Consider the following 24,105-nt stretch of genomic DNA (forward strand, 5'->3'; position numbering starts at 1 on the left):
GCGATGAGACTTGAGCATGTGAACCTGTGTGTACGCGACCCCAAGGCGACAGCGGCAATTTTGTGTGACTTGTTTGGTTGGCACGTGCGTTGGGAGGGTGCAGCGAAGGACAACGGCTACACCGTGCACGTCGGTAATGAAGAGAGTTATCTGGCGGTTTATGCACCTGCAGTCGCGTTGAAGCCTGAGGCCGAGCGGTATCGCCATGTGGCGGGATTGAACCACATTGGTGTGGTTGTAGATGATTTGGCGGCGGCAGAAGCACGGGTCAAGGCGGCCGGATACCAGCCACACAGCCACGGTGATTACGAACCGGGTCTGCGGTTCTATTTCGACGGGCCAGAAGGCATCGAATATGAGGTTGTGAGCTATGACTGAGGCAAGGAGTGTGGGCCCTGTGGGGCTGCTCTTGTGGTGTGGCACGTTGTTGGGCGTGTCATTTCCACTCGGCAAGGTGGCGGCGGGCGCCGGTGTGCCGCCGGTGATGTGGGCGTTATTGGTGTCGGTTGGGGCGAGCCTGTCGTTGATGCCGTTTCTCGCCGCGAAGGGCCTGCTGCGGCTGCCGCGTGGCAAAATGCTGCGCTATGTGGTGATTTCCGGCCTGATCAGCTTTGCCGGGATCAACCTGATGATCTTTGGGCTGGTGCCCAAAATCGGAGCCGGACAGGTGGGTATGATGTTCGCGTTGTCGCCGGTGGCGACGCTGGCAGTGTCATTGATGTTTGGCATGAAGGCGCCAAACGCGCTTGGGATTGTGGGGATTGGCGTTGGTCTTGTTGGGGCCTTGATGGTGGCTTTTGGCCGAGGCGGCGTGGACGGCACGTTGGTCTGGTCGCTTTTGGCACTGTCTACTCCGGTGGTTTTGGCGGTCGGCAACGTCTATCGCACGCTGGATTGGCCTGCAGGGGCGCATCCGATGGCATTGGCGTTCTGGGCGCATCTCGTGGCGGTGCTGGCGTTGATCGGCGTGCAAATTGTGCGCGGTGAGGGGCTGCCAGTGGAGGCGATCCAAAAAGTGCCGGGGGCGGCAACGGTACAACTGATCGCCGCGGCGCTGACCTTTCCTGCCTACTTCAGGCTGCAAAAGATTGGGGGGCCTGTGTTGCTAAGCCAGATCGGCTATGTGGCGGCGGCTTTGGGATTGCTGAGCGCGGTGGTGGTTCTTGGGGAGCGCTATGGGCTGGTGAGCTGGGTTGGCGCGGGTGTCACGGCGGTAGGTATTGCTCTGACGATTGCGGCGCAGACCGGTTGGCGGGTGCGGATTGGCTTGCCGATTGGACGGCGGACGCGGGCGGCGCTGTTTGGCAGGGCGGGCCGCGTGCGCGCACTGCAGCAGAAGCGTTGCTAGGTGCGCGGCAACAGGCTGCTTGATCTTCGAATTTGCACGGTTGGCAAGGCAAAGACGGGAGTGCGGCAGGTCTTTAATGTCTTGGGGAGGGGGCGTGCTTGCCAGCACAATTTTGGCATGCAAAACTAGGCTTTAGGAAGGCAAACTGAGGAGGCAGTCGTGGGGAAACCGCTGACAAAAGACAGTAAAATGGAATGTAGTCGCCACGGTTTGCGTAGGCCTGCCTTTATTTGCAGTCATTTGCAGCACGGGCGCGGTATCGGCTTCTTTGAGGGCGACGGCGACGATCCAGAATGGCCGTTTCGTAGCGCGTGGTGCCGGAGCTGCAATGACGTCTTCGAAGAGCAAGGCGTGTGGAATGATGTTTCTGAGGGCCACGCAAGAATCATGGCTATCTGTGAAGGGTGTCTTGAGGAGATCGAGGCGCGCAACCGCTAGGATGTCAGGTTGTTTCGCGCGGCGGGAGGCTGTTTTGAAGTTTCTTAGTCAGCCCTGAGCGAACAATGTCATAGGAGACCGTGAGGCGGTGGCGGAGTTCTTCTTCGTCACCGTCCAGCGGTACGTTGATCCAACTGCGGTGGAAGTATTTCGCTTTTGAGCCGACGCCGGCATCAATCAGCATTTGCGCGGTCTCGACGCTGTCGGTTTTCACAGACACGCCGGGCGTGGCCGATCCCATGCTGGCGAACATTTTGCCACCGACTTTCCACGCATCATGACCACCGCCCCAGGGATCGGAGAGGTCAGCGCCTGGAAACGTGGCGCAGATGGTGTTGACGCGGTCGCGGCTCATGCTGTGAGGATGCGTGAGAGCGCCATACGCGTCAACGCTCATGTGGACATGCTTGACCAAAACCAACGCGCGGCCTAGGGTCGCCCTTATGAACAAAGCACGCACCATTATTATCTGCTGCATTACCTGCTGACATCGTCAGGCGGGCCGTTCCTCTATTCCAATGAAGTCTCAGAGTTGCTAAGCCCGCCACGGATAAACTGCGTGTGCCAACCCTGTGTGCTGAGGAGCCACTTATGACCGAGATCAAGCTGCACAACTCGCTGAGCCGCAAGAAGGAAATCTTTGCGCCCATCGATCCTGAAAATGTGCGGATGTATGTCTGTGGGCCGACGGTTTATGACCGCGCGCATATTGGCAATGCGCGGCCTGTGGTGGTGTTTGATGTGCTCTATCGGCTGTTGCGCGAGGTCTATGGTGCCGATCATGTGACCTATGTGCGCAACTTCACCGATGTGGATGACAAGATCAACGCGCGCGCCGCCGAGAGCGGGCGTAGCATTGGCGAGATCACGTCTGAGACAACGCAGTGGTATTTGGACGACATGGGCGCGCTTGGCGCGATGGAGCCCGATCACATGCCGCGTGCGACGCAGTATATCGCGCAGATGGTGACGATGATTGAGAAACTGATCGCGGATGGGTTTGCCTATGCGCATGAGGGCCATGTGCTGTTTCGGGTGCGCAAGTATGACGATTATGGCAAGCTGTCGGGCCGATCTGTGGACGATATGATCGCGGGTGCGCGGGTTGAGGTGGCGTCCTACAAAGAAGATCCGATGGATTTTGTGCTGTGGAAGCCGTCTGATGACGCGACCCCGGGGTGGGACAGCCCATGGGGGAGGGGGCGTCCGGGGTGGCATATTGAATGCTCGGCCATGAGTTACGAATTGCTGGGCGCATCGTTTGATATTCACGGCGGCGGCAATGATTTGATGTTCCCGCACCATGAAAACGAGATTGCGCAAAGCTGCTGTGCCAATGGCGGGCAGAGCATGGCGAACTACTGGCTGCACAACGAGATGCTGCAGGTGGAAGGCAAGAAGATGTCCAAGAGCTTGGGCAATTTCTTTACCGTGCGGGATTTGCTGGATGGGCATGACGGTCAGCCGTCGGTGCCGGGTGAAGTGATGCGGTTTGTGTTTCTGAGCACGCATTACGGCAAGCCCATGGATTGGACCGCCAAGAAGGCTGGCGAAGCTGAGGCGACGTTGCGCAAGTGGCGGACGTTGACCGAGGGTGTCGAGCCCTCGGTCAACGTGCCCGCGGCAATTGTTGCGGCTGTGGCTGATGATCTGAACACCGCGGGAGCCATCACTGAACTGCACCGGCTTGCCAGTGCGGGCGAAGCCGCCGAGCTTTTGGCTGGCGCGCAGATGTTGGGATTGCTGACCGGCGAATTGGGCGAGTGGGCGCGAGGTGAAGACCTTGGAGCGTATGAAGTGTTGCTGGCGGATGCACGCGACGCGGCGATGGCGAGTAAGGACTTCTCCGAAGTGGACCGGATCAAGGGCGTTCTGGTCGATGCTGGCGTTGAAGTGCGGATGAGCAAGGTGGGTGTCGAGTTGCTGCCAGCGGCGGGCTTTGATGCACGCAAGCTAGAGGGGTTGTTGTGATGATGAGACGCCCCAACACAGGGCAACGCCTGACCGCGGGCGGAAGCGAAACGCCCGCCCATGGGGGCGGTTGGGCGCTGCCCGGCTTTGCCGGGCGGGAGGTCTGCCAATGACCAAAGAACGCCTCTATCTTTATGACACAACGCTGCGCGACGGGCAGCAGACGCAGGGCGTGCAATTTGCCACATCAGAGAAGACGCAAATCGCGGCTGTTTTGGACGAGATGGGAGTCGATTACATCGAAGGCGGCTGGCCCGGGGCGAACCCGACGGACAGTGAGTTCTTTGAGGCCCGGCCCAAGATGGCGGCCACGTTCACCGCCTTTGGCATGACCAAGCGCGCGGGCATGTCTGCGGAAAACGATGATGTGTTGGCGGCGGTGATCAACGCGCAGACGCCAGCCGTGTGTCTGGTCGGCAAAACCCACGATTTCCACGTCACCACGGCGCTTGGCATCAGCTTGCCGGAGAACGTTGAAAACATCACGAAATCCGTGGCCTATCTGGTGGCGCAAGGCCGTGAAGCGTTATTTGACGCCGAGCATTTCTTTGACGGCTATAAGGCCAACCCGGCCTATGCGCTTGAGGCTGTTAAGGCGGCTTATGCGGCTGGTGCGCGGTGGGTTGTGTTGTGTGACACCAATGGCGGGGCGTTGCCGCGCGAAGTCTATGAGATCACCAAGGCCGTGATTGCAGCCGGTATTCCGGGCGATCATGTTGGTATTCACACCCACAATGACACCGAGCACGCGGTGGCGAATTCGCTGGCCGCGGTGGATGCGGGGGCGCGGCAGATCCAAGGCACGTTGAACGGTTTAGGTGAGCGGTGCGGCAACGCCAATCTGACAACTTTGGTGCCGACGTTGTTGCTCAAGGAGCCTTACGCGAGCCAGTTCGAGATCGGCGTGAGCCGAGAGGCGCTGGCGGGTTTGACGCGGGCAAGCCGGATTTTGGACGATATTCTCAACCGTGTGCCGATGCGGCAAGCGGCCTATGTGGGCGCAAGCGCGTTTGCTCATAAGGCAGGGCTGCATGCCAGTGCGATCCTGAAAAACCCGACCACCTACGAGCATGTTGAGCCGTCCGTGGTTGGCAATGAGCGCATTATTCCGATGTCCAATCAGGCCGGTCAATCCAACCTGCGCAAGCGGCTGGCGGATGCGGGGTTGGCGGTCGAAAAAGGCGACGCGGCGCTTGGTGAGATCCTGAACCGGATCAAAGAGCGCGAGGCGGTGGGTTATAGTTATGACACGGCGCAGGCGAGCTTTGAGCTTTTGGCGCGTGATGCGCTTGGTTTGGGGCAGCGGTTTTTTGATGTCGAGCGCTATCGGGTGATTTCCGAGCGGCGGCGCAATGCGCGCGGCGCAACCGTGGTGGAGAGCGAAGCGGTGGTGACGGTGCAGTTGCCCAACGGCGCCAAGACCACGAGCTTTTTCAAAAACGATCACGCCGAGGACATGTCCGACGAAGGGCCGGTCAACGCGCTTTGGCAGGCGCTCAAGGCGGATCTTGGGCCGTATCAGGGTATCGTCAGCGATGTACGGTTGGTGGATTTCAAGGTGCGCATCACCAATGGCGGCACAGAGGCTGTGACCCGTGTGATCATAGACTTCGAGGATGGCGAGGGCCGCCGCTGGGCCACGGTTGGTGTGTCGGCCAACATAGTGGACGCAAGTTTTGAGGCCCTGTTGGACGCGTTGAACTGGAAATTGGCGCAAGAGGACACGGGGCCAATGGCCTGATGGGTTGGGCCGCATTGCACGCGATGCGCGGGATGCGGCGCACGCCGAGACCTGGTGTGCTTAGCGGGACAAAGCCATTATTTTTCTGTGTGTTATGCGACTTGTTTGAGGATTTGAGACTGCGATGAACCATTTACTATGGGGCGTTGTTTTAACGCCGGTGATTTTTTTGTGCATCGCAATGGGATTGATCGTGTCGCAGCGTCCGTCAGGTGAGTTAGGTGCTGAAACAGGGGCGGGACTGGATTTTTCGGGCACTTTGGCGCGTGCTGCGGTGGCGCCTTTGGACATGGTGGGGTCCGTTGCGCGCGACGGCGCCACGTTGACTTCCGGATTTGTCGCCGGACCGGAAGGTGCGCCGCTTTTGGTCTTGGTGCACGGGTCGGGCTGGCATGGCGGGCAGTTTGACGGGCTGGCGCGGGCTTTGGCAGACAAGGCCGATGTTCTGACTGTGAACCTGAGAGGCCATTTCAACGGACCCGCGCCGCGCGGCGATGTCGGCTATGTAGGGCAGATGGAAGATGATCTGGCGGACCTGATTGCGGCGCATCGCAAAGACGGGCAGACGGTTGTGCTTGGCGGGCACAGTTCCGGTGGCGGGCTTGTTGTGCGATTTGCCGGTGGGGATCATCGCGACATGATTGATGGCGCAGTGTTGATGGCGCCGTTCCTGAAGCACGACGCGCCAGTAACACGGCCAAATTCAGGCGGGTGGGCGCGGCCTATGACGCGGCGCATTGTCGGGCTGAGTATGCTCAATATGGTGGGTATTCGGACGTTGGATCATCTGGTGATGATCGAATTCTCCATGCCCAAGGACGTGGTTGACGGGCCAACCGGATATCAGGCGACGCTGGCGTATAGCTGGCGGTTGAACCAATCTTTCGCGCCGCGTGCGGCCTATCTGGAGGAAGTTGCCGCTTTGCCGGAGTTTGTGTTGATTGCCGGGTCCAAAGACGAGAGTTTTGTGGCCGAAGGGTATGAGCCGTTGATGTCGGGCGTGACTGGTAAGGGCCAATATCATTTGGTGGAAGGCGTTGGGCATCTGGATATCGTGGATGCGCTGCAAACGGCGGCGGTGATGGGGGCTTTTCTTGAGCAGTTCTGATGATCTGATGGCGTGCGCGGAGATCGTGCAAAGGGGCGATCCTGACCGGTTTGTCGCCGTTTTGGCCGCCAAACCTGCGGCGCGGGACATGCTGCTGCCGATCTATGCGTTCAATGTTGAGGTCGCGCGCGCGCCATGGGTGACACAAGAAAGCATGATTGCAGAGATGCGCTTGCAATGGTGGCGCGATGCGTTGGAGGAAATCCGCGCGGGTGGATTTGTACGCCGCCACGACGTGGTGACGTCGCTTGCGTTGGTCATTGATGGCGAGGCCGCTGAGGTTTTGGACCGACTTGTGGTGGCGCGTCGCTGGGACATTTATCGCGATCCGTTTGAGGACGCCGCGCATTTCGAAAGCTATCTGCAAGACACCAGCGGTGGTTTGATGCAGGTTGCGACACAGACATTGGGCGCGTGCCCCACCGAGGTGGCGCAGGACGTTGGGTATGCCTTGGGGTTGGCCAATTGGTTGCGGGCCATTCCTGCGTTGGAAAAGGCCAAGCGTGTGCCGCTTTTGGATGGCCGACCCGAGGCGGTTGCGGCCTTGGCCGAGGCTGGGTTGGCGCGCTTGAAACGCGCAAAGGCCCGGCGGGGCGAGGTGTCAAAGCCTGCCGCGCAGGCGTTGTTGGCAGCTTGGCAGGCGGGCCCGATTTTGCGTCAGGCGGTGCGAATGCCAGAGCGGGTCAAGGACGGCACACTTGGGCAAAGCGAGTTTGGCAAGCGGGCCGGTTTGATCCTGCGGACGGTCGGTAAAACTTACTGAAAAGCTGTGGTTTCTCAGGCGGTTTTAGGTCGCATGACCAACCAGATCAATGCGCCGCCAGCCAGCATCAGGAAAGGTGCCATGGCAAGGTTGACCGAGGTCCATCCGGTCACCGCGTCGCCGCCTGAGCAGTTCATCAAACCACCCGACGCGAGAGACGCAACTGTGACGCCGCCAAACACGATCAGGTCGTTCATGCCTTGCATACGGCCACGTTCCTCGACCGAGTGGGCGGTCGCCAGCATGGTGGTGGCGCCGATAAAGCCGAAGTTCCAGCCCAGACCCAGCAGGATAAGCGCAACGAAAAAGTTTTCGAGCTCTACGCCCTGAAGCGCCACAGCGCCTGCGCCTGCAAGGATCAGGATGCCTGTGCCCAGGATTTTTTCGACTCCAAAACGGGCGATGAGATGGCCGGTAAAGAACGAAGGCGCAAACATGGCCAACACGTGGGCGGTGACCACATTGGCGGCGTCGTTCTGTTCAAACCCGCAGCCGACGACGGCAAGCGGTGTCGAGGTCATCACAAGGTTCATCAGGGCATAGGCCACCATAGCGCAGATCACGGCCACCGCGATGCGTGGTGTGGTGATCAGTTCCCAACGGGTGCGGCCTTTGGGGGCGTCGGCGGCTGGGACTTCAGGTTTTGGAATGTCGATGAACAAGAACAGCGCGGACCCAATCACGTTTATTGCGATGACCGTGAGGTAGGCGCCGAGAAACGGAACAACCATCGAATCCGAGGTGACTTTGACCAGTTGCGGGCCGATGATGGCCGACAGCAGGCCGCCAGCCATAACGTAAGAGATCGCCTTGGGGCGGAAGTCGTCAGAAGCGGTGTCTGAGGCGGCAAAGCGGTAAAACCCCTGCGCCGACATGTAGACACCGGTGAGGAATGAACCAAACAGGAAGACCGGAAAGCTGTTCAGATAGAGACCATAGGCGCCAATCGCGCCGCCAAGTGCGCCGCCGGTTGTGCCAACAAGAAAGCCGACGCGGCGTCCGTAGCGCTGCATGATCGCCGACAGGGGGGTGGCGGACAACATTGACCCCAGAACGATCAAAGAGATTGGCAGCGTTGCAAAACAGATATTTGACGCCAGAGATTGCCCCGCAAGACCGCCAATCGTGAAGATCAGGGGCATTTGTGCGCCAAGAAACGCTTGGGCAAGCACAAGGATGACGACATTGCGCTTGGCGCGGGAATCGTCGGCGGGTTGGGGGGCGATGGTTTGGGTCATGGGCAAATCGTTAGCTTGTTCACCAAGAGACGTCCAGAGCTTGGCGCGGGCTAATTCGGTGGCTAATGTCCAGCGACAGAAAACACGAGGGAAGTCATGTCGGACGGTGTGGAACGGATCATCATAGGCGACGCCTGCGTGAGCGAAGGCGCGGCATGGTTGGCGGCGGCGGACCCTCGATTTGGCGCGGCGTTGCAAGAGACGGGAGATTTGCCGTTGCGATTGCGTCCAGATGGGTTTGCGCAATTGCTAAGTGCGATTGTCAGCCAGCAGGTCAGCGTGGCCTCGGCGCGCGCAATTTGGGCGCGGCTGGAAGATTTGGGGTTGGTGACGCCTGAGGCGGTGTTGGCGGCTGGCGACGAGGGGCTGCGGGCAGGCGGGTTGTCGCGACAGAAGATCAAATATGCGCAGGCATTAGCGGCGGCGGACATCAACTTTGAAGCGCTGCGGCAAGCGCCGACGGATGAGGTTGTGAAGACCTTGACGGCCGTGACGGGGATCGGGGTTTGGACGGCGGAGATCTATGCGATGTTTTCACTGGGGCGGGCGGATGTGTTCGCGCCCGGCGATCTGGCGCTTCAGGAAGGCGCACGCATTCTGTTTGATCTGCCGGAGCGGCCAAAGGAAAAGGATCTGCGCCAGATGGCGCAGGAGTGGACACCGTGGCGGTCGGTGGCGGCGCGTATTCTATGGGCCTATTATCACGTTGAGAAAAACCGGGAAGGCATTGCCTGAGCACGCCGTCGCGCTGTCTAACCCTAGCAAGATTGCCGATGAAGACGAGCCGCGCCGTCGCGGCGTTCTTGCGATGGCGTGCGGGGCGTGACAGACAGGGGCAACTGAGATTAGGAGAGAGTGCAGATGACCCGTGTTTTGCAGACAAGCCGTAAGGAACCACAGTCGGGAGAGACCCGATCAGCCGTGATTTTCCTGCATGGGTATGGCGCCAATGGTGCGGATCTGATGGGGCTGGCGGACCCGCTGGCGGAACACTTGCCGGACACGCTGTTTCTGGCGCCTGATGCGCCTGAAGAAATTCCGGGCATGCCGGTGGGACGGCAGTGGTTTCCGATCCCTTGGATTGACGGTTCCAGCGAAGAGGAATCCGCGCGCGGTATGATGTCGGCGGTGGATGATCTGAACGCGTTTTTGGATGCGGTGATGGTCGACGAAGATCTGCTGCCGGAGCAAGTGGTGCTGTTTGGCTTTAGCCAAGGCACGATGATGAGCCTGCATGTGGCGCCGCGCCGTGAGGATGAAATTGCCGGAATCGTCGCGTTTTCCGGCCGGTTGTTGCAGCCGGAACTGCTGGAGGACGAGGTTGTGTCGCGCCCGTCTGTTTTGTTGGTGCATGGCGATCAGGACGACGTTGTACCGCCGCAATCGCTGCCGGAAGCAGCAGAAGCTTTGCAGAAAGCCGGATTTCAGGACGTCTATGCGCACATCATGAAAGGCACCGCACATGGGATCGCCCCTGATGGGTTGTCTGTGGCATTGGCATTTATGCGCGACAAGCTGGGGCTGTGAGCGTGATTTGACGGTTAAATGGGCGGGATTTGCCGCCCTGCGTGTTTGATTGGTCACCCTCGCCCTAAAGGCGGGGGTGTTTTGTTAATTTCCTTTGGCAAGGTGGGTTTGCAGGTTAAACAGGTCCGGACACATAGATTTGCATTGGACGACAAAATGATTTTGAAAGCGGTAGATGTTAATGGCACGGCCATTGCGCGCGTTGTCGCTGGCCTCATGTTGGTTGCTGGCGGCGCAGCCGCGCAGGAGGCGCCTTCGGTTCTGGAGGATCAACCGGTGCGCTTGCGTGCCTTTGAGACTGCAAATGTATATCATGCGGGATCGATGGAGCTGACCATCGGCACCCATCAAGCGGGAAGCGGTCCGGGAACGGGGCTGCAGACCTATTATGGCAGCGGCAGCTATGCGGTCAGTGATCGGTTGAGTTTTGGTGTGGATTTTCAGAATTTTAACGATCCTGTGGCCGGTCCTATTGGCGGCAGCACACCGTTAATTGACACGTCTATTCTGGCCTTTTCCGGCAAGTACCAGTTTTTCGACAACGAAAGGGTGTCTTTTGCCGCGCAGGCCTCGGTCGAGAGTTTTCTCAAACTGAACTCTCCGCTGTTTGGCGGTGCCAACAGCAATGTGGTGATCGGGTCGATCAAAGCGCCTTTGTCGTTCAACGTCGGGCAGGGGCTTCAGCTTCATGTGACCCCCGCGGTTTCGGTTTTTCCGAGCTCGGTAGGGGGCACCAATTTTTACGGCACCGTGGCGAGCATTGGCGCCGGCGCAAGCTATAAACCAAGTGAACGTTTTGGCCTTTTTGGCAGCATCAACGTGCCGGTGAGCGGCAGCAACACCATCGATTCAGCAGGCAACTATACACGCGAGCCGGTTTGGACGGTGGGCGCCCGCTATAACGTGACGCCCAAGGCGGCGCTGGAGGGCTACGTCACGAATGGTTTCGGTATGACGCCCGCAACCAGCATTCTGACGTTCTGGCCGGAAGGGGACGAGGTTTTGGCCGGTATGCGCTTGATCTATACACCCGGCGCCAAGCGCCCGGTGACCTATCGCGCCTCGGCGGCCCCGGCAACGGTCAGACAGGCGCAGTTACAACAGGACGGTTTGACACTTGGATCGGCGGATGTGCTTGATCCGGGTCACATGCGGGTCAGCGGCTGGTATGGCAGCGACAACAATGCCGGTGGCCTGATCGGATTTAGCCCGGATCGTGACGGCGAAATCCAAGTGATTTTTGAGCAATATTCTGACAATCCCACCGCGCCAGCCAATTTGGTGCCGACAACGCGCGTGCGCTATATGATTGGCCCGAAGCTCCGGTTTATGGATCAGAACAACGGCAACGCCTTTTCTCTGGCGGCACGGGTGCTTTACGGGCGTCAGATCGAAAGCAACGCGCAGAAGCTGGGTGTGTTTTTCGCCGAAGCCATGGCGAGTTATAAAACGCCGGGAGGGCGGTTTGTTTTGACGGCCAATCCAAAGGTCGCAGCCTTTGGCAACACCGAAATTGGCGGGCTTGGCCTTGGCGTGAATTTTAAGGCAAGCGACGCGCTTGAATTGATCGGGGAAGTCACGCCGGTTGCGCTGGACGGCAGTACGGCCACTTGGGCCGCAGGGCTGCGTTACAACTTTGCCAACAGCGGCTTTTCTGTGGATGCGCGGGCAACAAATGCGATCGGACAGTATGGAGTGGGCACAATGGTGGCGCAGGACGACGTGCGCTATTCTTTGACCCTGTCCAAGGCATTTGATTTGCGCGGGCTGAAATTCTACTGATTTGATCGCCAAGATGATCGGCAAGCAGGCTGTGGATACGTTTCACAGCCTGTTTTTTTGGCGTGCCATTTTGCGTCACAGGGGTGTCACGAAAAATCTCTACTGACATGCGTAATCGCATAGATTGTGAGGCTTGCCAGATAGCTGCCACGATATATAGTGGAAGAGAGCCGGGGCGGTGCGCCCGCCTTGGAAGCCGATAAGCTGGGCATTCTGGTCATTGCCGATGCAAACCGCCGCAGGAGACGTTACCGATGGATGGCGATTTCAGGACGGAATTCACAAGGCAGCCGACAGGGTTGAAGCAACACCCTGCGCTGGTTCTGAATGCGGATTACAGGCCGTTGTCTTATTATCCGTTGTCGCTGTGGCCATGGCAGGATGCGATTAAGGCGGCGTATATGGACCGCGTTGATATCGTTTCGGAATATGACCAAGTGGTGAGGAGCCCGTCGACGGTTATCAGGATACCGTCGGTTGTTGTTCTGAAAGATTATGTAAAACCTCAAAAGCGCGTGGCCTTCACGCGCTTTAATTTATTTCTGAGGGACGAATTCTGTTGTCAGTATTGTGGCGGCCGCGGTGATCTGACGTTTGATCATGTGGTGCCACGCGCGGCGGGTGGGGTGACAAGCTGGCAGAATGTGGTGGCAGCGTGCAGCCCGTGTAACTTGCGCAAAGGCAGCAAGAACCTGCGTCAGACCGGTATGGCACTTCGCAAACCGCCAAGACAGCCCTGCGCGGAAGAGTTGCGCAATATGGGGCGGCGGTTTCCGCCCAACTTCCTACACGAAAGCTGGATGGATTTTCTGTATTGGGACGCTGAATTGCAAGCGTGACGTATGCGGAGCGCCCTTGACGGGCGCGCCACTTAGGCTTTGGCGCGCTGCAGCATGCCGAAAAGATCGCGGGGATCGTCGGGGTCAGCCAGCATGTCGAGATCTTCGCTGAATGCGGTATCGGCCACCTTGTCACGAATGTAGCGCAGGGCCGAGAAATCCTCGATCGCAAAGCCGACGCTGTCAAACAACGTGATCTGGCGCGCATCGGTGCGACCCTTGGCGGTGCCGGAAATGACTTCCCACATCTCGGTGACGGCAAAGTCGGGGTCCATTTGTTGAATCTCGCCTTCGATCCGGGTTTGGGGCGGGAATTCCACAAAAACGGTGGAGCGTTCCAGAATGCCTTTGGCGAGTTCCGTCTTGCCGGGGCAGTCACCGCCAATGGCGTTGATGTGAACACCCGCACCAACCATGTTGTCGCTTAGGATTGTTGCACATTGTTTGTCGGCGGTGCAGGTGGTCAGGATCTGAGCGCCTTGAATAGCTTCCTCGGGAGAGCCGCAGGTCACAACGTTTAGACCGCTGTTTTTCAAGTTTTCTGCGCATTTGCGGGTGGCTGCGGCATCCACGTCGTAAAGGCGGACGGTTTTCAGGCCGAGGATGGCCTTCATTGCCAATGTCTGAAATTCCGACTGCGCGCCGTTGCCGATCATCGCCATGGTGTCTGCACCTTTGGGGGCGAGGTGTTTTGCCACCATCGCCGAGGTGGCTGCGGTGCGCAGGGCGGTGAGCATGGTCATCTCGGTCAGCAGAACAGGGTAGCCAGTATATACATCCGCAAGCAGGCCAAATGCGGTGACGGTTTGCAGACCCTCGGAGGTGTTTTTAGGATGGCCGTTGACGTATTTGAAGCCGTAGGCCTCACCATCGGACGTGGGCATAAGTTCGATCACGCCAACGTCAGAGTGGCTGGCGACGCGCGGGGTTTTGTCAAACAGCTCCCAACGGAGGAAATCCTCTTCGACATAAGCAGCTAGATCGGTGAGAACCTGTTCTACGCCAATATGGTGCACCAAGCGCATCATGTTATCGACGGATACAAATGGCACGAGGGCTTTGTGGGAAGGTTGGGTCATTGGGTGGCTCCTCTACTTTTGTTAGAAACTGCGGGTTGGACGGTCAAACACACGGCGACCAAGGGCTGAGGCGGCGAGATCCACCATAAGATTGGCGGTGCGTCCGCGTTCATCCAAAAAGGGGTTAAGTTCTACGAGGTCCATCGAAGACAAAAGACCGCTGTCGTGTAGCATTTCCATCACAAGATGTGCCTCGCGCACCGTGGCGCCGCCGGGGACGGTTGTGCCAACGGCAGGCGCGACTGACGGGTCGAGAAAGTCCACATCAAGCGAGACATGCAGCAGGCCGTTCTGTGCGGCGACGTCTTTGAGGAAGGCTGCAAGAGGACGAGCAATGCCGTTCTCGTCTATATCGCGCATGTCATGGGTGCGAATGTCGGTGGCCTGAATGGCGCGCCGTTCGGCGGCGTCGACCGAGCGCAGGCCAATCATGCAGATGTTTTCCTGTGGCACAGGGTTTTGCACGGGCGGGAAGCCGTCAAATCCGTCAAGACCGGAGAAGTAGGCGACCGGTGTGCCATGTAGGTTGCCGGAATCGGTGGTCCGGGGCGTGTGGAAATCGGTGTGCGCATCCAGCCAGAGAACAAACAGCGGTCGGTTCTGACTGGCGGCATAGTTGGCAACGCCGCTTACTGTGCCAGCGGCGAGGCTGTGATCACCGCCCAGAAAGATTGGCAGACCATCGGACATCGCGGTCTCGGCGGCCTTTGTCAAAGCCGCGGTCCAAGCGATGGTTTCGTTGAGCTTGTGTGGCTTGGTGCCATCTGGGTCAGCTGTGTGGGGGGTCGGGGCCACATTTCCCAGATCACGGACGGTGTATCCAAGATCGCTCAGGCTTTCGCTCAGGCCAGCGGTGCGGTAGGCGTCAGGCCCCATCAGACAGCCGCGACGCTGTTTGCCGCTGTCGACTGGCGCGCCTACCAAAAGGCAGTTGCGGTCGGTCATATTGATTTCCTGTGGTTTCTCTCTTTGGCAAAAATGTGCGCAAAGTGGGTTGATTTTCACCCCTCAATTTGCTCAAAACGGTAAGTACTTAATCAAAACGGATTTAGAATGTGCCGATATGGATGATTTTGATCGTAAGTTGATATCCGCTTTGCGTCACGATGCGCGTGCGTCTCTTTCCGATCTTGCGTTGGAGCTTGGGGTGTCACGTACCACGGTGCGCGCACGGATCGAACGGTTGCGTCAGCGCGGTGATATTGTCGGCTTTACGGTGGTGTTGCAGGAAGAGACCAAGACGGACCCCGTGCGCGGTCTGATGTTGCTGGGCATCGAGGGCCGTGGCACCGAACGAATTGTGCGGCAATTGAACGGGATCAAGGCGGTGCGGGCGATCCATTCGACCAATGGGCGCTGGGATCTGATCCTGGAGCTAGGCACGGACACGCTAGATGATCTGGACGAGGTATTGGGCCTCATCCGCAGATTGGATGGGGTGTCGACAAGCGAGACCAATCTGTTGCTGTCCACAAAAAAATCGGGGTGAGCCGCGCTCTAAGACCGTTAGGGTTTAGGCAGAGCGTCGCGCCGCGTACAGCCAGAGTGCGGCAGCGGCCAGAGACATGATCATATTGTAATTTGCCATCGACAACCCGAACAATTCCCACGGAATTTCATCGCAACGAACCATTGGCGCGGTCATGATCTGGTTGAACAGATCTTCGGTTGAGCCACCAAGTGCTTGCCCGCCGGTACAGCTTGTCGGGCCCTCCCACCAGCTGCGTTCAACGCCTGTGTGGTAGGCGGCGACAAGGCCGGATGTGGCCGCGCCCAATGCGCCGATGTAGAGCCAGACTTGTCCGCCGATAAGGAGGGCAATCATGCCTGCGCCGCCGGCGACCCAATGTGGATAGCGTTGGTAGTAGCAGAGTTTGCATGGCGCCATGTTGCCGATGAATTCAAACCCCCAAGCGCCCAACACCATAAAGACCGAGAAAGCAGTCAGCAGGGCAACCCATTGTTTTTTAGTCAGGATATCAAGAAGTTTCATAGAGCACTCACGAGTAGAAAGCCGCCAAACAGCAGCACGACAAAGAGGGTGGCGACAAGGCCGAAGCGTTTTTCGATAAAGGCGCGGACCGGTTCGCCAAAGTGATAGAGAAGCGCAGCCACGACAAAGAAACGCAGGCCGCGCGCCAGTATGGATGTGGCCATGAACGTGGCGATCGGCATGCCGGTCCAGCCCGACATAATGGTGATGACCTTGTAAGGGAAAGGCGTCACGCCTGCGCCCAGAACAGCCCAGAACCCGAAGTCATTGAATTTTGTGCTGAACGCGGCGGCGGCGTCGCCTTTGCCGAGGGCGGCCAAAATCGGTTGGCCGATCTGGTCATACGCAAAGGCGCCAATGGCATAACCCAACATTCCGCCAAGAACCGAAGACAACAGCGCAACAGACGCAATCAGCCACGCCTTGCGTGGAGCAGCGAGAATCATCGGGATCATCAGGACGTCGGGGGGAATGGGGAAAAACGAGCTTTCAACAAAGCTGACAATCGCCAGCGCCCAAAGCGCGCGCGGGTGATCGGCAAGGCGCATTGTCCAGTCGTAAAGGCCGCGCAGCATCAAGTAAGTCCTTTGGTCGTCTCTAAAACGTGCCTAGGGGATATGCCGCCAAGTGCAAGCAAATAATCTGTGATGTGCGGGGCTTGGCCGACCGGAAAGAGGCATTAGAAAAGTGGGTGTTTTGGGCTGGACGTAGCCGCAAAGGTTGGATACATCACCGGGAAAGCCTCTCTGGTGGAATGGTAGACACGAGAGATTCAAAATCTCTTGCTCGCAAGGGCGTCCCGGTTCGAGTCCGGGGAGAGGCACCAATATACCCGCATAAACCCCCGTAAATAAACAAAAAAATAGGACGACCGTAGTTGCCCCACATTCTGTCCCACACATGGTCTTTCCTTGGATCACGCCTCAGAGATTAGGCACTTTTCCGGCACTGGCTTTCGAGCGGTTTGATGCTCAGGCAAGGGCCGCAATCTTTTGTTCCAGATATTCCCGCGCAGGCACACCGAGTTTGCGGGCACGGTATGTGATCATGCCAACCAAAGGCACTCGGTTGAGGGCTGGATTGGCTCGGGTCATGATTGCGTCATAAAGTTCACCGTGTTTGCGGGCGACCCAAGGCACCTGCATGGCGAGCTGATAAATCCGACGATTGTTGCCCGGCGCAATATAGGTGTGGCTGGAGAATCCGTAAAACGCGCCTTGGGCAGGGGCGAGGGTGAGATCGAGATAGGTGAGATCGTGCAGGTGCCGTGTTTCATCCATCGGAAAGCTTTGGCGCCACGCATCAAAAAGTCCAAGCTTTTGCGCCACGTCTGCCTCGTTTCCAAGCGCGACGCGGGTGTTGGACAGTGCGTGCATCAGTTCGTCTTGGGGCGTCAACGCATGGCGCGGCCACACCCGGGCCGTGATGATTTCCAGAAAGTTGCCGCGCAACCAAATGTCGCCTTGCCGCAACTGTCGAGCGTAGCCGCGTTGCCACCACTGGTCGCCCAAATGTGACAGGCCCGATCCAAGCGCAAATCGTTGCCGTGTGCGCATTGCGGCGTTGCGGTTGGTGATGAAGGAGCCTTTGGGGCCGGCTTCGGCGATTTGTCCCAGCATAGGCTGGTCCAAGGTCGCAGCGAGCGCTTCGGATACGCGCACGTCCAGAGTGCCAATCCAGTTGGTGGCGTAGCAGTAAAGCTCCATTTCGGTGGCCGAAAGGTCGGGTGCGCAAGCCAGCAACATGCGGCTGTCATGCCCGCCTGAGATTGCAAAATATCCCGGACCGATGGTGCAGAACGCCTGCATCATGGATTGCATCACAGTCACAATCTGATCGGCGGCATCGGCCGGAGAAAGGTCAGGCATCTCAGGATCGGGCGCCCAGAAACGGCGTTCGGTGAAAGTGTCAAGATCGACCCAGCGGTTGGCCATCAGGCGGCGCAGATGCCGGTCAATCGTGGTGCCAAATCCATAGCCGCCGACCGGCACCTGGGGGTCAAACTCAGGCAAAAGAGCCGCAAGCCCCTTGTTGGACAAAAGCTCGTCGGGGGGACGGCAGCCGGGATCGGGGTCGATGTCGCGGTCCAGACACAAGAGCGGAGTGGAGGCAACTATGCCCGATTGCGGATCATAAACTGCCCCAAGTGATCCCGCAGGATCGGGATAAATCCGGCGGGAACGGCCTTGGTCGTTGTCGGCGGCGGGCACGTCGGTCAGGACCAGAAACCGACCTGCCATCCAAGTGATCCAAGTTTCGAATTTTTCAACAGCATCAGTATCTTGGGCCGAGAAATCGAGACTGTAGGCGTCTTCAAGGCGCGTGCCGTTTTGATCCATTCCGTATCCAAGCAGAACGCCCAAAGGAGTTCCGTCCCTGTCCAACAGGTCGCAGATAGGCAGGGCCTCATGATGATGCAGGACACGGTTGGCAAATGGTCGGGTCAGAAAACCGGGCAGGTCACGTGTTGTTTTGCACAGAACAAATTGAAACCGAAACGTCAGGGATATCCCGAGATCCAGCGCAGTGCAGTACTTGGGTCCCAGCAAGGGTGGCTGTGATGCGTGCATAATCCGGTTCGTTTTCTGCTCTTTCAGCCAGCATGCCACAGGGGCAATGGAGCGGAAAGCGGTTTCACGTCTGTTTCGCGTCAGAGAGAGATTACAAACGGGATTTGCGCCAATTGTCCCAGTCATCTGGCGTGTCCAGATCAATGACAGCGTGGCGGTCGGGCAATGGAACGAGCCCGACGCTTTCGGAGTGTTTCATAAGGATCGCGCGAGCGCCCTGATCACCGGCGAGGGTCACAAGGTCGGGAAACAGAGCGCGCGGAAAGATCACTGGATGACCAGGGGTGCCATCAGCGGTTGTGGCGCGCTGAATGGAGCCAGCGCCCGGTGCAGAGTGGGCCGCGTGCATTTCGGCAAAATCCATTGCGGTGATTTCAGGCATGTCGGCGGGCAAGACCATGGCGGCGCTGACGTTTGCGGGCAGGGCGGCGATACCGGCGCGCAGCGAGTGCGCCATGCCAAGGTGCGCGTCATCGGCGATGACGATCTGTGCGACGGTGCCGGAAAGGGCGGCGTTGCGCTTGGGCCGATCGGGAGGCAGCACCACAAAGACCGGTGCGCCTGTTGTGGCCGCTCGATTGGTCAGCGTCTTTAAAAGCGGCGCGTTATCAACTGGTTCCAGCAATTTGTCTCGCGTATACATACGCGCGGATCGGCCTGCGGCAAGAAGGAGGATGGCGAGCATTTTGCGTCCCTGAGAGTGTTGCGCTCACCCTCGCATTCTTGCGCCGTCGGCGTCAAACAGAGGTGTTGTCACAACACGGGCTTTGCGCAGTTTACCGAGAATTTCGATCTCGACCTCAAGCCCATCCGTGACGCGATCCGACGGCAGAAACCCCTGTGCAATGGATTTCTGCGCGTAGTGGGAATAGCCGCCCGACGTGCAAAACCCGACCACCTCGCCGTTCAGCCAGATTGGTTCATAGGCGTTTACATCGGCGTCATCTGCATCGACCTCAAACGCACAGAGGCGGCGGGTGGGGCCGGTGTCACGCTCGGCTTCGGCGGCGGCGCGGCCAATGAAGTCGGTGTTTTTCTTGAAAGAGATGAAGCGATCCATTCCGGTTTCCGCCGCTGTGTAGTCAGGGGAAAATTCCGACAGCCAGCTGCCGAAGAATTTGTCGAGCCTAAGACTCATCATGGCGCGCATGCCGAAGGGGCGCATGCCGTGTGGCTCGCCCGCAGTCCAAAGTGTGTCCCAAAGCGCGCGTTGGGCCATGGGGTCGCAATAGATCTCAAACCCGAGATCGCCTGTGTAGCTGACGCGTTGCACGAGGCAGTCGACGAGACCGATGGTCAGTTGGCGCACACCCATGAATTTCATCTCGGAGACGTCGTCGCGGGTGCAGGCAGCGAGCACGTCGCGCGCCTTGGGGCCAGCAATTTGGAAACCGGTCAAGCGATCAGAGACATTAGCGACTTTGACGCCCTCGGCTTCGTTCTGTTCAAACCAGCGCATGTGGTAAGCTTGCGAGCCGTAGGAAGCGGTCAGTTGGAAGGCGTGATCTGACAGGCAGGAAACGGTGAAATCTCCGATCAGGCGGCCCTTAGGTGACAGCATTGGGGTGAGGCTCAGGCGGCCCTGTTTTGGAATGCGACCGGCCATGATGCGGTCGAGCCAGTCACGGGCGTTGGGCCCAGTGACGATATATTTGCCGAAGTTATGGGTTTCGTTGATCCCCACAGCCTCGCGGACGGCTTTGACTTCGCGCGCGGTGGCGTCAAAGGCGTTTGAGCGGCGAAAAGACGGAGTTTCAAAGCGTGGCTCGTCGCCTTCGGCAAAGTAGTTAGCGACTTCCAATCCAAACTGGTGGCCCCAGACCGCGCCAATCTTGTCGAAGGTGTCATACATCGGGGTTTGGCGGAAAGGCCGTGCGGCGGGCAGTTCTTCGTTTGGATAGGCCACGGAGAAGCGTTTCTGATAGTTTTCAATGACTTTCGGGCGGGTATAGCCCGGCGTGATCCAGTCGCCAAAGCGGGCGCAATCCATCGCAAATGTGTCTCGTTCACATTCGCCCTCGATCATCCATTGCGCCAACATCAGGCCAACGCCGCCGCCTTGGGAAAAGCCTGCCATGACCGCACAAGCAGACCAGTAGTTGCGCATGCCCGGCACAGGGCCAACGAGTGGGTTGCCATCCGGCGCAAACGTGAAGGGACCGTGGATCACGGATTTGATACCGGCGGTTTCCAGGTCCGGAAAGCGTTTATAAGCAAAATCAATGCTGTCTTCGATTTTGTCAAAGTCGTTGGGCAGGAGTTCATGCCCGAAACCCCATGGTGTTCCGTCCACAGCCCAAGGGCGGCAGGGTTGTTCATAAAACCCGATGCAAAGCCCGTTGCCTTCTTGGCGCAAGTAGCTTTCGCCAGCCGGATCCATGACGTGGGGATGCTCGATGCCGTCCGCCATCATGTCTTTGATCAGCGGCACGTCTTCGGTCACCAGATACTGGTGCTCCATCGGGTGTAGTGGGAAATACACACCCGCCATCGCGCCGACCTCGCGCGCCCAGAGACCACCCGCGTTGACCACATGTTCGGTGTGAATGGTGCCTTTGTCGGTCACAACGTCCCAAGTGCCGTCCGCGCGTTGGTTGGTTTCGATAACTTTGGTATGGGTTTCAATAGTGGCGCCCCCCATGCGTGCGGCCTTGGCATAGGCATGCGTCGTGCCAGAGGGATCAAGGTGGCCGTCAAGCGGATCGTAAAGCGCGCCTAGGATGCCGTCGGTGTTGGTGACAGGGGCGATTTTCTTAATTCCCTCGGGCGATACGATTTCTGTTTCAAGCCCCATGAAGCGGTGCTTGGCGCGTTCTGCGACCAACATGTCAAAGCGGTCCTGATTGTCTGCAAGGGTGACGCCACCGACATGATGCAGCCCACAGGACATGCCGGTGATCTCTTCCAGTTCCTTATATAGCCGGATGGTGTAGCCCTGAAGCGCGGCCATATTGGTGTCGCCGTTGAGCGTGTGAAACCCGCCCGCGGCGTGCCATGTGGAGCCTGATGTCAGCTCGGAACGCTCCAGCAGCATCACGTCGGACCAGCCGAGTTTGGTGAGGTGATAAAGCACGGAGCAGCCGACAACGCCGCCTCCGATCACGACAACGCGGGTGGTGGTTTTCATGGGGAGCCTCCGAGGTTTGTTGGGTCCATGAAACGGGTGGGTGGACTTTGGGGCAAGTGAAAATACGACAGGATGCGTCGCAAAGGGGCAATTGAGCCGCTTCGGGGCGCGTCAGGCTTGGGGGAGCAGATGTCAGGGAGAGCAAAATGCGCGACAGAGCACAGGCGGTGGTGATTGGCGGGGGCGTGATCGGCTGTTCGATCCTTTACCACTTGGCCAAACTGGGTTGGTCAGACGTCGTTTTGCTGGAGCGCGACGAGTTGACGTCCGGATCAACGTGGCACGCGGCGGCAAACATCCATGGCCTGCATGACAGCACCAACATCAGCCGCATTCAGCATTATACGATGACTCTCTATAATGAACTTGAAGCGGAAACCGGTCAGAGCTGTGGGGTGTTTCAACCGGGCTCGCTTTATTTGGCGCAGACCGAGGCGCGCGAACATCAGCTGCGATTGCAAGAAGCCAAGGCCAAGCTTTACGGGATGAATTTCTACGAAATCTCGATCGATGAGGCGCAGGAGCTTCACCCGTTGGTGGATTTTCAGGGTGTGCGCTGCGTGATGTATGAACCGGATGGCGGTAACGTGGATCCGTCTGGCGTGACCAATGCTTATGCTGTGGGTGCGCGTCAACGAGGGGCTGAAATCCATAGATTTACGCCCGTCACGGAAACCGAGTCACAGGATGACGGCTCATGGATTGTGCGTACGCCCAAAGGCGACATTCACACCGATTGGGTGGTGAATGCAGCTGGCCTGTGGGGGCGGGAAGTGGCTGCGATGGCGGGGCTGATCTTGCCGCTGCAACCAACGGAACACCAGTATTTTGTGACCGAGACCATCGCCGAAATCGACGCGATGGATCGGCGGTTGCCCTCGGTCGCGGATCGCGACGGAGAGTATTACTTGCGGCAGGAAGGCAAGGGATTGTTGGTCGGTGCGTATGAACGCGACATGCGGTTTTGGGCCGAAGAGGGCACGCCGCTGGATTTTGGACATGAACTGTTTGCCGATGATCTGGAGCGTATCGAAGACAATATGATGCGCGCGATCGACCGCGTTCCTGTCGTGGGTGAGGCGGGGATCAAGCGCGTGATCAACGGGCCAATGATCTGGTCGCCTGACAGCAACGTCTTGTTTGGGCCTGTGCCCGAATTGGACGGATATTTTTGCTGTAACGGCATCATTCCGGGCTTTTCGCAATCCGGCGGCATGGGGCTGGCGGCGGCGCAATGGATGATCGAAGGCGAGACTGAATATGATCTGTTTGGCTGGGATGTGGCGCGGTTTGACAGTTGGGCTGACAAGGCATTCACCAAAGCGCGGGTGCAGGATCAGTATGCGCACCGCTTTGCGATCCATTTTCCAAATGAGGAACGCACCGCTGGGCGGCCGGCGCGAAAACGTCCCGCATATGAAACGCAACGGAATTTAGGGGCGGTGTTTGGCCTGAACGCGGGCTGGGAGCATCCTCTTTGGTTTGCGGATGCACCGGATGCGCAGGACACCAACGGATTCACGCGGCAGAATTGGTGGGGCCCAGTGGGCGAAGAATGCAAGATGCTGCGCGATCGGGCCGGCATTATCGATATCTCCAACTTTGCCAAATACGAATGCAAAGGCGCAGGGGCAGAGGACTGGCTTAATGCGGTTTTCGCCAATGTCATGCCGCGCGAGGTAGGCCGGTCCTGCCTGACACCGCTGATTGGCAAGCGCGGCGGGATTGCAGGTGATTTCACGGTCACACGCACGGGCGATGACAGTTTCTGGATCATTGGTTCCGGTATGGCGGAGCGGTATCACGCGCGCTTTTTCAAGCAGATTCCGCTGCCTGATGGCACCACATTCGAAAGCCTGACCGAGGCGGTTTGTGGCTTCAACGTAGCAGGCCCGCAGTCGCGGTCCCTGCTGCAGCGCCTGACGAACGTGCCCCTCGCGACAGAGGACTTCCCATTCATGCGCTCCAAAATCATCGACTTGGCGGGTATCGAAGTGGTGGCGTTGCGCGTGTCATTCACCGGCGATCTAGGGTGGGAGCTGCATTGCAAAGAAGAGCATCAGGCCGCGCTTTATGCGGCGCTCCTTGAGGCGGGCCGGGCGCTTGGTGCAGGCCCTGTCGGCAGCCGAGCCTTGATGAGCCTGCGGGTGGAAAAGGGTTATGGCAGCTGGAGTCGCGAATACAGTCCGGAATATTGGCCACAAGAGGTGGGTCTGGACCGGCTTTGCAAGATGCAAAAGGATTTCCTCAACAAGTCTGCTGTGGCGGATGTCCTGCAAAACGCGCCTCGTGAGGAGCTCGTTCTTCTGCAACTAGATGAAGCAGATGTGACAACCTCAAATGCCGACGCCACTGGCGGGGAACCGATTTTCAAGGACGGGCAAGGGATCGGGCGTGTGACATCGGGGGCTTATGGCTACACAGTCGGAATGTCGCTGGCGCTTGGCTATGTCAAAGGTGCAGGTACTGGCGATCAGGTCGAGGTCATGGTGCTTGGCAAGCCCCACAAAGCCACCATTCTGCACGAGCCGCCGTTTGATCCCAAAGGACACCGCCTGCGGGCCTGAACCTGCGGCTTCTT

At 58.5% G+C, this 24,105-nt stretch carries 22 protein-coding genes and 1 tRNA gene; 14 read left to right on the plus strand and 9 right to left on the minus strand.

The window, feature by feature from the left end; translation table 11 throughout:
• Nucleotides 1-3: 3 nt before the first annotated feature.
• The 3 genes from SHIM_RS03185 (at nt 4) to SHIM_RS03195 (ending at nt 1,786) form a co-directional block, all read left to right on the plus strand.
• On the plus strand, nt 4-378 hold the full coding sequence (locus SHIM_RS03185; protein WP_054001180.1) for a VOC family protein: 375 nt from the start codon (nt 4-6) through the stop codon (nt 376-378).
• The gene (locus SHIM_RS03190; RefSeq protein ID WP_082358265.1) at nt 371-1,348 is read left to right on the plus strand and encodes a DMT family transporter; all 978 of its coding nucleotides are present in this window, start codon (nt 371-373) and stop codon (nt 1,346-1,348) included. The genes SHIM_RS03185 and SHIM_RS03190 overlap by 8 nt, the downstream gene beginning before the upstream one ends.
• Before the next feature lie 159 nt (nt 1,349-1,507).
• Nucleotides 1,508-1,786: a hypothetical protein gene (locus tag SHIM_RS03195; RefSeq protein WP_152926431.1), complete on the plus strand. Its 279-nt coding sequence runs from the start codon at nt 1,508-1,510 to the stop codon at nt 1,784-1,786.
• 4 nt (nt 1,787-1,790) lie between these two features.
• On the opposite strand, the gene SHIM_RS03200 is transcribed toward SHIM_RS03195, so the two are convergent.
• Nucleotides 1,791-2,141 (minus strand): MmcQ/YjbR family DNA-binding protein, encoded by a 351-nt coding sequence (locus SHIM_RS03200; protein WP_054001950.1) that lies wholly within the window; start codon nt 2,139-2,141, stop codon nt 1,791-1,793.
• A gap of 236 nt (nt 2,142-2,377) precedes the next feature.
• Between SHIM_RS03200 and cysS the strand changes: the two genes are divergently transcribed.
• The 4 genes from cysS (at nt 2,378) to SHIM_RS03220 (ending at nt 7,369) form a co-directional block, all read left to right on the plus strand.
• A complete protein-coding gene (gene cysS, locus SHIM_RS03205; protein ID WP_054001182.1) occupies nt 2,378-3,757 on the plus strand; it encodes a cysteine--tRNA ligase in 1,380 nt (459 codons plus the stop codon).
• A 109-nt stretch (nt 3,758-3,866) separates the two neighbouring features.
• On the plus strand, nt 3,867-5,498 hold the full coding sequence (gene cimA / locus SHIM_RS03210) for a citramalate synthase (RefSeq protein ID WP_054001183.1): 1,632 nt from the start codon (nt 3,867-3,869) through the stop codon (nt 5,496-5,498).
• 124 nt (nt 5,499-5,622) lie between these two features.
• Nucleotides 5,623-6,606, plus strand: coding sequence for an alpha/beta hydrolase (locus SHIM_RS03215; RefSeq protein ID WP_082358266.1), 984 nt, complete (start codon nt 5,623-5,625; stop codon nt 6,604-6,606).
• On the plus strand, nt 6,593-7,369 hold the full coding sequence (locus SHIM_RS03220; protein ID WP_241488777.1) for a squalene/phytoene synthase family protein: 777 nt from the start codon (nt 6,593-6,595) through the stop codon (nt 7,367-7,369). Before SHIM_RS03215 ends, SHIM_RS03220 begins: the two co-directional genes overlap by 14 nt.
• 14 nt (nt 7,370-7,383) lie before the next feature.
• On the opposite strand, the gene SHIM_RS03225 is transcribed toward SHIM_RS03220, so the two are convergent.
• Nucleotides 7,384-8,607 carry an MFS transporter gene (locus tag SHIM_RS03225; RefSeq protein ID WP_054001186.1) on the minus strand — a complete coding sequence of 408 codons (1,224 nt, stop codon included), beginning with the start codon at nt 8,605-8,607 and terminating at the stop codon, nt 7,384-7,386.
• A 96-nt stretch (nt 8,608-8,703) separates the two neighbouring features.
• On the opposite strand from SHIM_RS03225, the gene SHIM_RS03230 reads away from it, so the two are divergent.
• The 4 genes from SHIM_RS03230 (at nt 8,704) to SHIM_RS03245 (ending at nt 12,755) form a co-directional block, all read left to right on the plus strand.
• Nucleotides 8,704-9,342 (plus strand): DNA-3-methyladenine glycosylase family protein, encoded by a 639-nt coding sequence (locus SHIM_RS03230; RefSeq protein WP_054001187.1) that lies wholly within the window; start codon nt 8,704-8,706, stop codon nt 9,340-9,342.
• A 126-nt stretch (nt 9,343-9,468) separates the two neighbouring features.
• Entirely contained in the window at nt 9,469-10,134 is a 666-nt protein-coding gene (locus SHIM_RS03235; protein ID WP_054001188.1) for an alpha/beta hydrolase, read from the plus strand.
• Nucleotides 10,135-10,290: 156 nt separating this feature from the next.
• The gene (locus SHIM_RS03240) at nt 10,291-11,916 is read left to right on the plus strand and encodes a hypothetical protein (RefSeq protein ID WP_152926433.1); all 1,626 of its coding nucleotides are present in this window, start codon (nt 10,291-10,293) and stop codon (nt 11,914-11,916) included.
• 254 nt (nt 11,917-12,170) lie between these two features.
• A complete protein-coding gene (locus tag SHIM_RS03245) occupies nt 12,171-12,755 on the plus strand; it encodes an HNH endonuclease (protein WP_054001190.1) in 585 nt (194 codons plus the stop codon).
• 32 nt (nt 12,756-12,787) lie between these two features.
• Here SHIM_RS03245 and SHIM_RS03250 read toward each other — a convergent pair whose 3' ends face one another.
• Together SHIM_RS03250 and rocF are read right to left on the minus strand one after the other, a co-directional pair.
• Nucleotides 12,788-13,834: an ornithine cyclodeaminase gene (locus SHIM_RS03250; RefSeq protein WP_054001191.1), complete on the minus strand. Its 1,047-nt coding sequence runs from the start codon at nt 13,832-13,834 to the stop codon at nt 12,788-12,790.
• Between the two features lie 21 nt (nt 13,835-13,855).
• Nucleotides 13,856-14,779 (minus strand): arginase, encoded by a 924-nt coding sequence (gene rocF, locus SHIM_RS03255; protein WP_054001192.1) that lies wholly within the window; start codon nt 14,777-14,779, stop codon nt 13,856-13,858.
• Between the two features lie 118 nt (nt 14,780-14,897).
• On the opposite strand from rocF, the gene SHIM_RS03260 reads away from it, so the two are divergent.
• Nucleotides 14,898-15,323: an Lrp/AsnC family transcriptional regulator gene (locus SHIM_RS03260; protein WP_054001193.1), complete on the plus strand. Its 426-nt coding sequence runs from the start codon at nt 14,898-14,900 to the stop codon at nt 15,321-15,323.
• Between the two features lie 24 nt (nt 15,324-15,347).
• On the opposite strand, the gene SHIM_RS03265 is transcribed toward SHIM_RS03260, so the two are convergent.
• Nucleotides 15,348-15,827: a disulfide bond formation protein B gene (locus tag SHIM_RS03265; protein WP_193749852.1), complete on the minus strand. Its 480-nt coding sequence runs from the start codon at nt 15,825-15,827 to the stop codon at nt 15,348-15,350.
• Nucleotides 15,824-16,402, minus strand: a complete 579-nt coding sequence (locus SHIM_RS03270; RefSeq protein WP_054001194.1) for a YqaA family protein — start codon at nt 16,400-16,402, stop codon at nt 15,824-15,826. The genes SHIM_RS03265 and SHIM_RS03270 overlap by 4 nt, the downstream gene beginning before the upstream one ends.
• A gap of 165 nt (nt 16,403-16,567) precedes the next feature.
• On the opposite strand from SHIM_RS03270, the gene SHIM_RS03275 reads away from it, so the two are divergent.
• Nucleotides 16,568-16,653 (plus strand) — tRNA-Leu (locus tag SHIM_RS03275).
• 145 nt (nt 16,654-16,798) lie between these two features.
• Here SHIM_RS03275 and SHIM_RS03280 read toward each other — a convergent pair.
• From SHIM_RS03280 to SHIM_RS03290, 3 genes are all read right to left on the minus strand, one after another.
• Nucleotides 16,799-18,397 carry a hypothetical protein gene (locus SHIM_RS03280; protein ID WP_152926435.1) on the minus strand — a complete coding sequence of 533 codons (1,599 nt, stop codon included), beginning with the start codon at nt 18,395-18,397 and terminating at the stop codon, nt 16,799-16,801.
• Nucleotides 18,398-18,488: 91 nt separating this feature from the next.
• Entirely contained in the window at nt 18,489-19,082 is a 594-nt protein-coding gene (locus SHIM_RS03285) for a nucleotidyltransferase family protein (RefSeq protein WP_054001196.1), read from the minus strand.
• Nucleotides 19,083-19,106: 24 nt separating this feature from the next.
• Nucleotides 19,107-21,524 (minus strand): GcvT family protein, encoded by a 2,418-nt coding sequence (locus tag SHIM_RS03290; protein WP_054001197.1) that lies wholly within the window; start codon nt 21,522-21,524, stop codon nt 19,107-19,109.
• Nucleotides 21,525-21,670: 146 nt separating this feature from the next.
• Here SHIM_RS03290 and SHIM_RS03295 point away from each other — a divergent pair, with 146 nt between their 5' ends.
• Nucleotides 21,671-24,091, plus strand: coding sequence for a GcvT family protein (locus tag SHIM_RS03295; RefSeq protein ID WP_054001198.1), 2,421 nt, complete (start codon nt 21,671-21,673; stop codon nt 24,089-24,091).
• Nucleotides 24,092-24,105: the final 14 nt, after the last annotated feature.

This window comes from Shimia sp. SK013 (assembly GCF_001292625.1).
GTDB lineage: Bacteria > Pseudomonadota > Alphaproteobacteria > Rhodobacterales > Rhodobacteraceae > Shimia.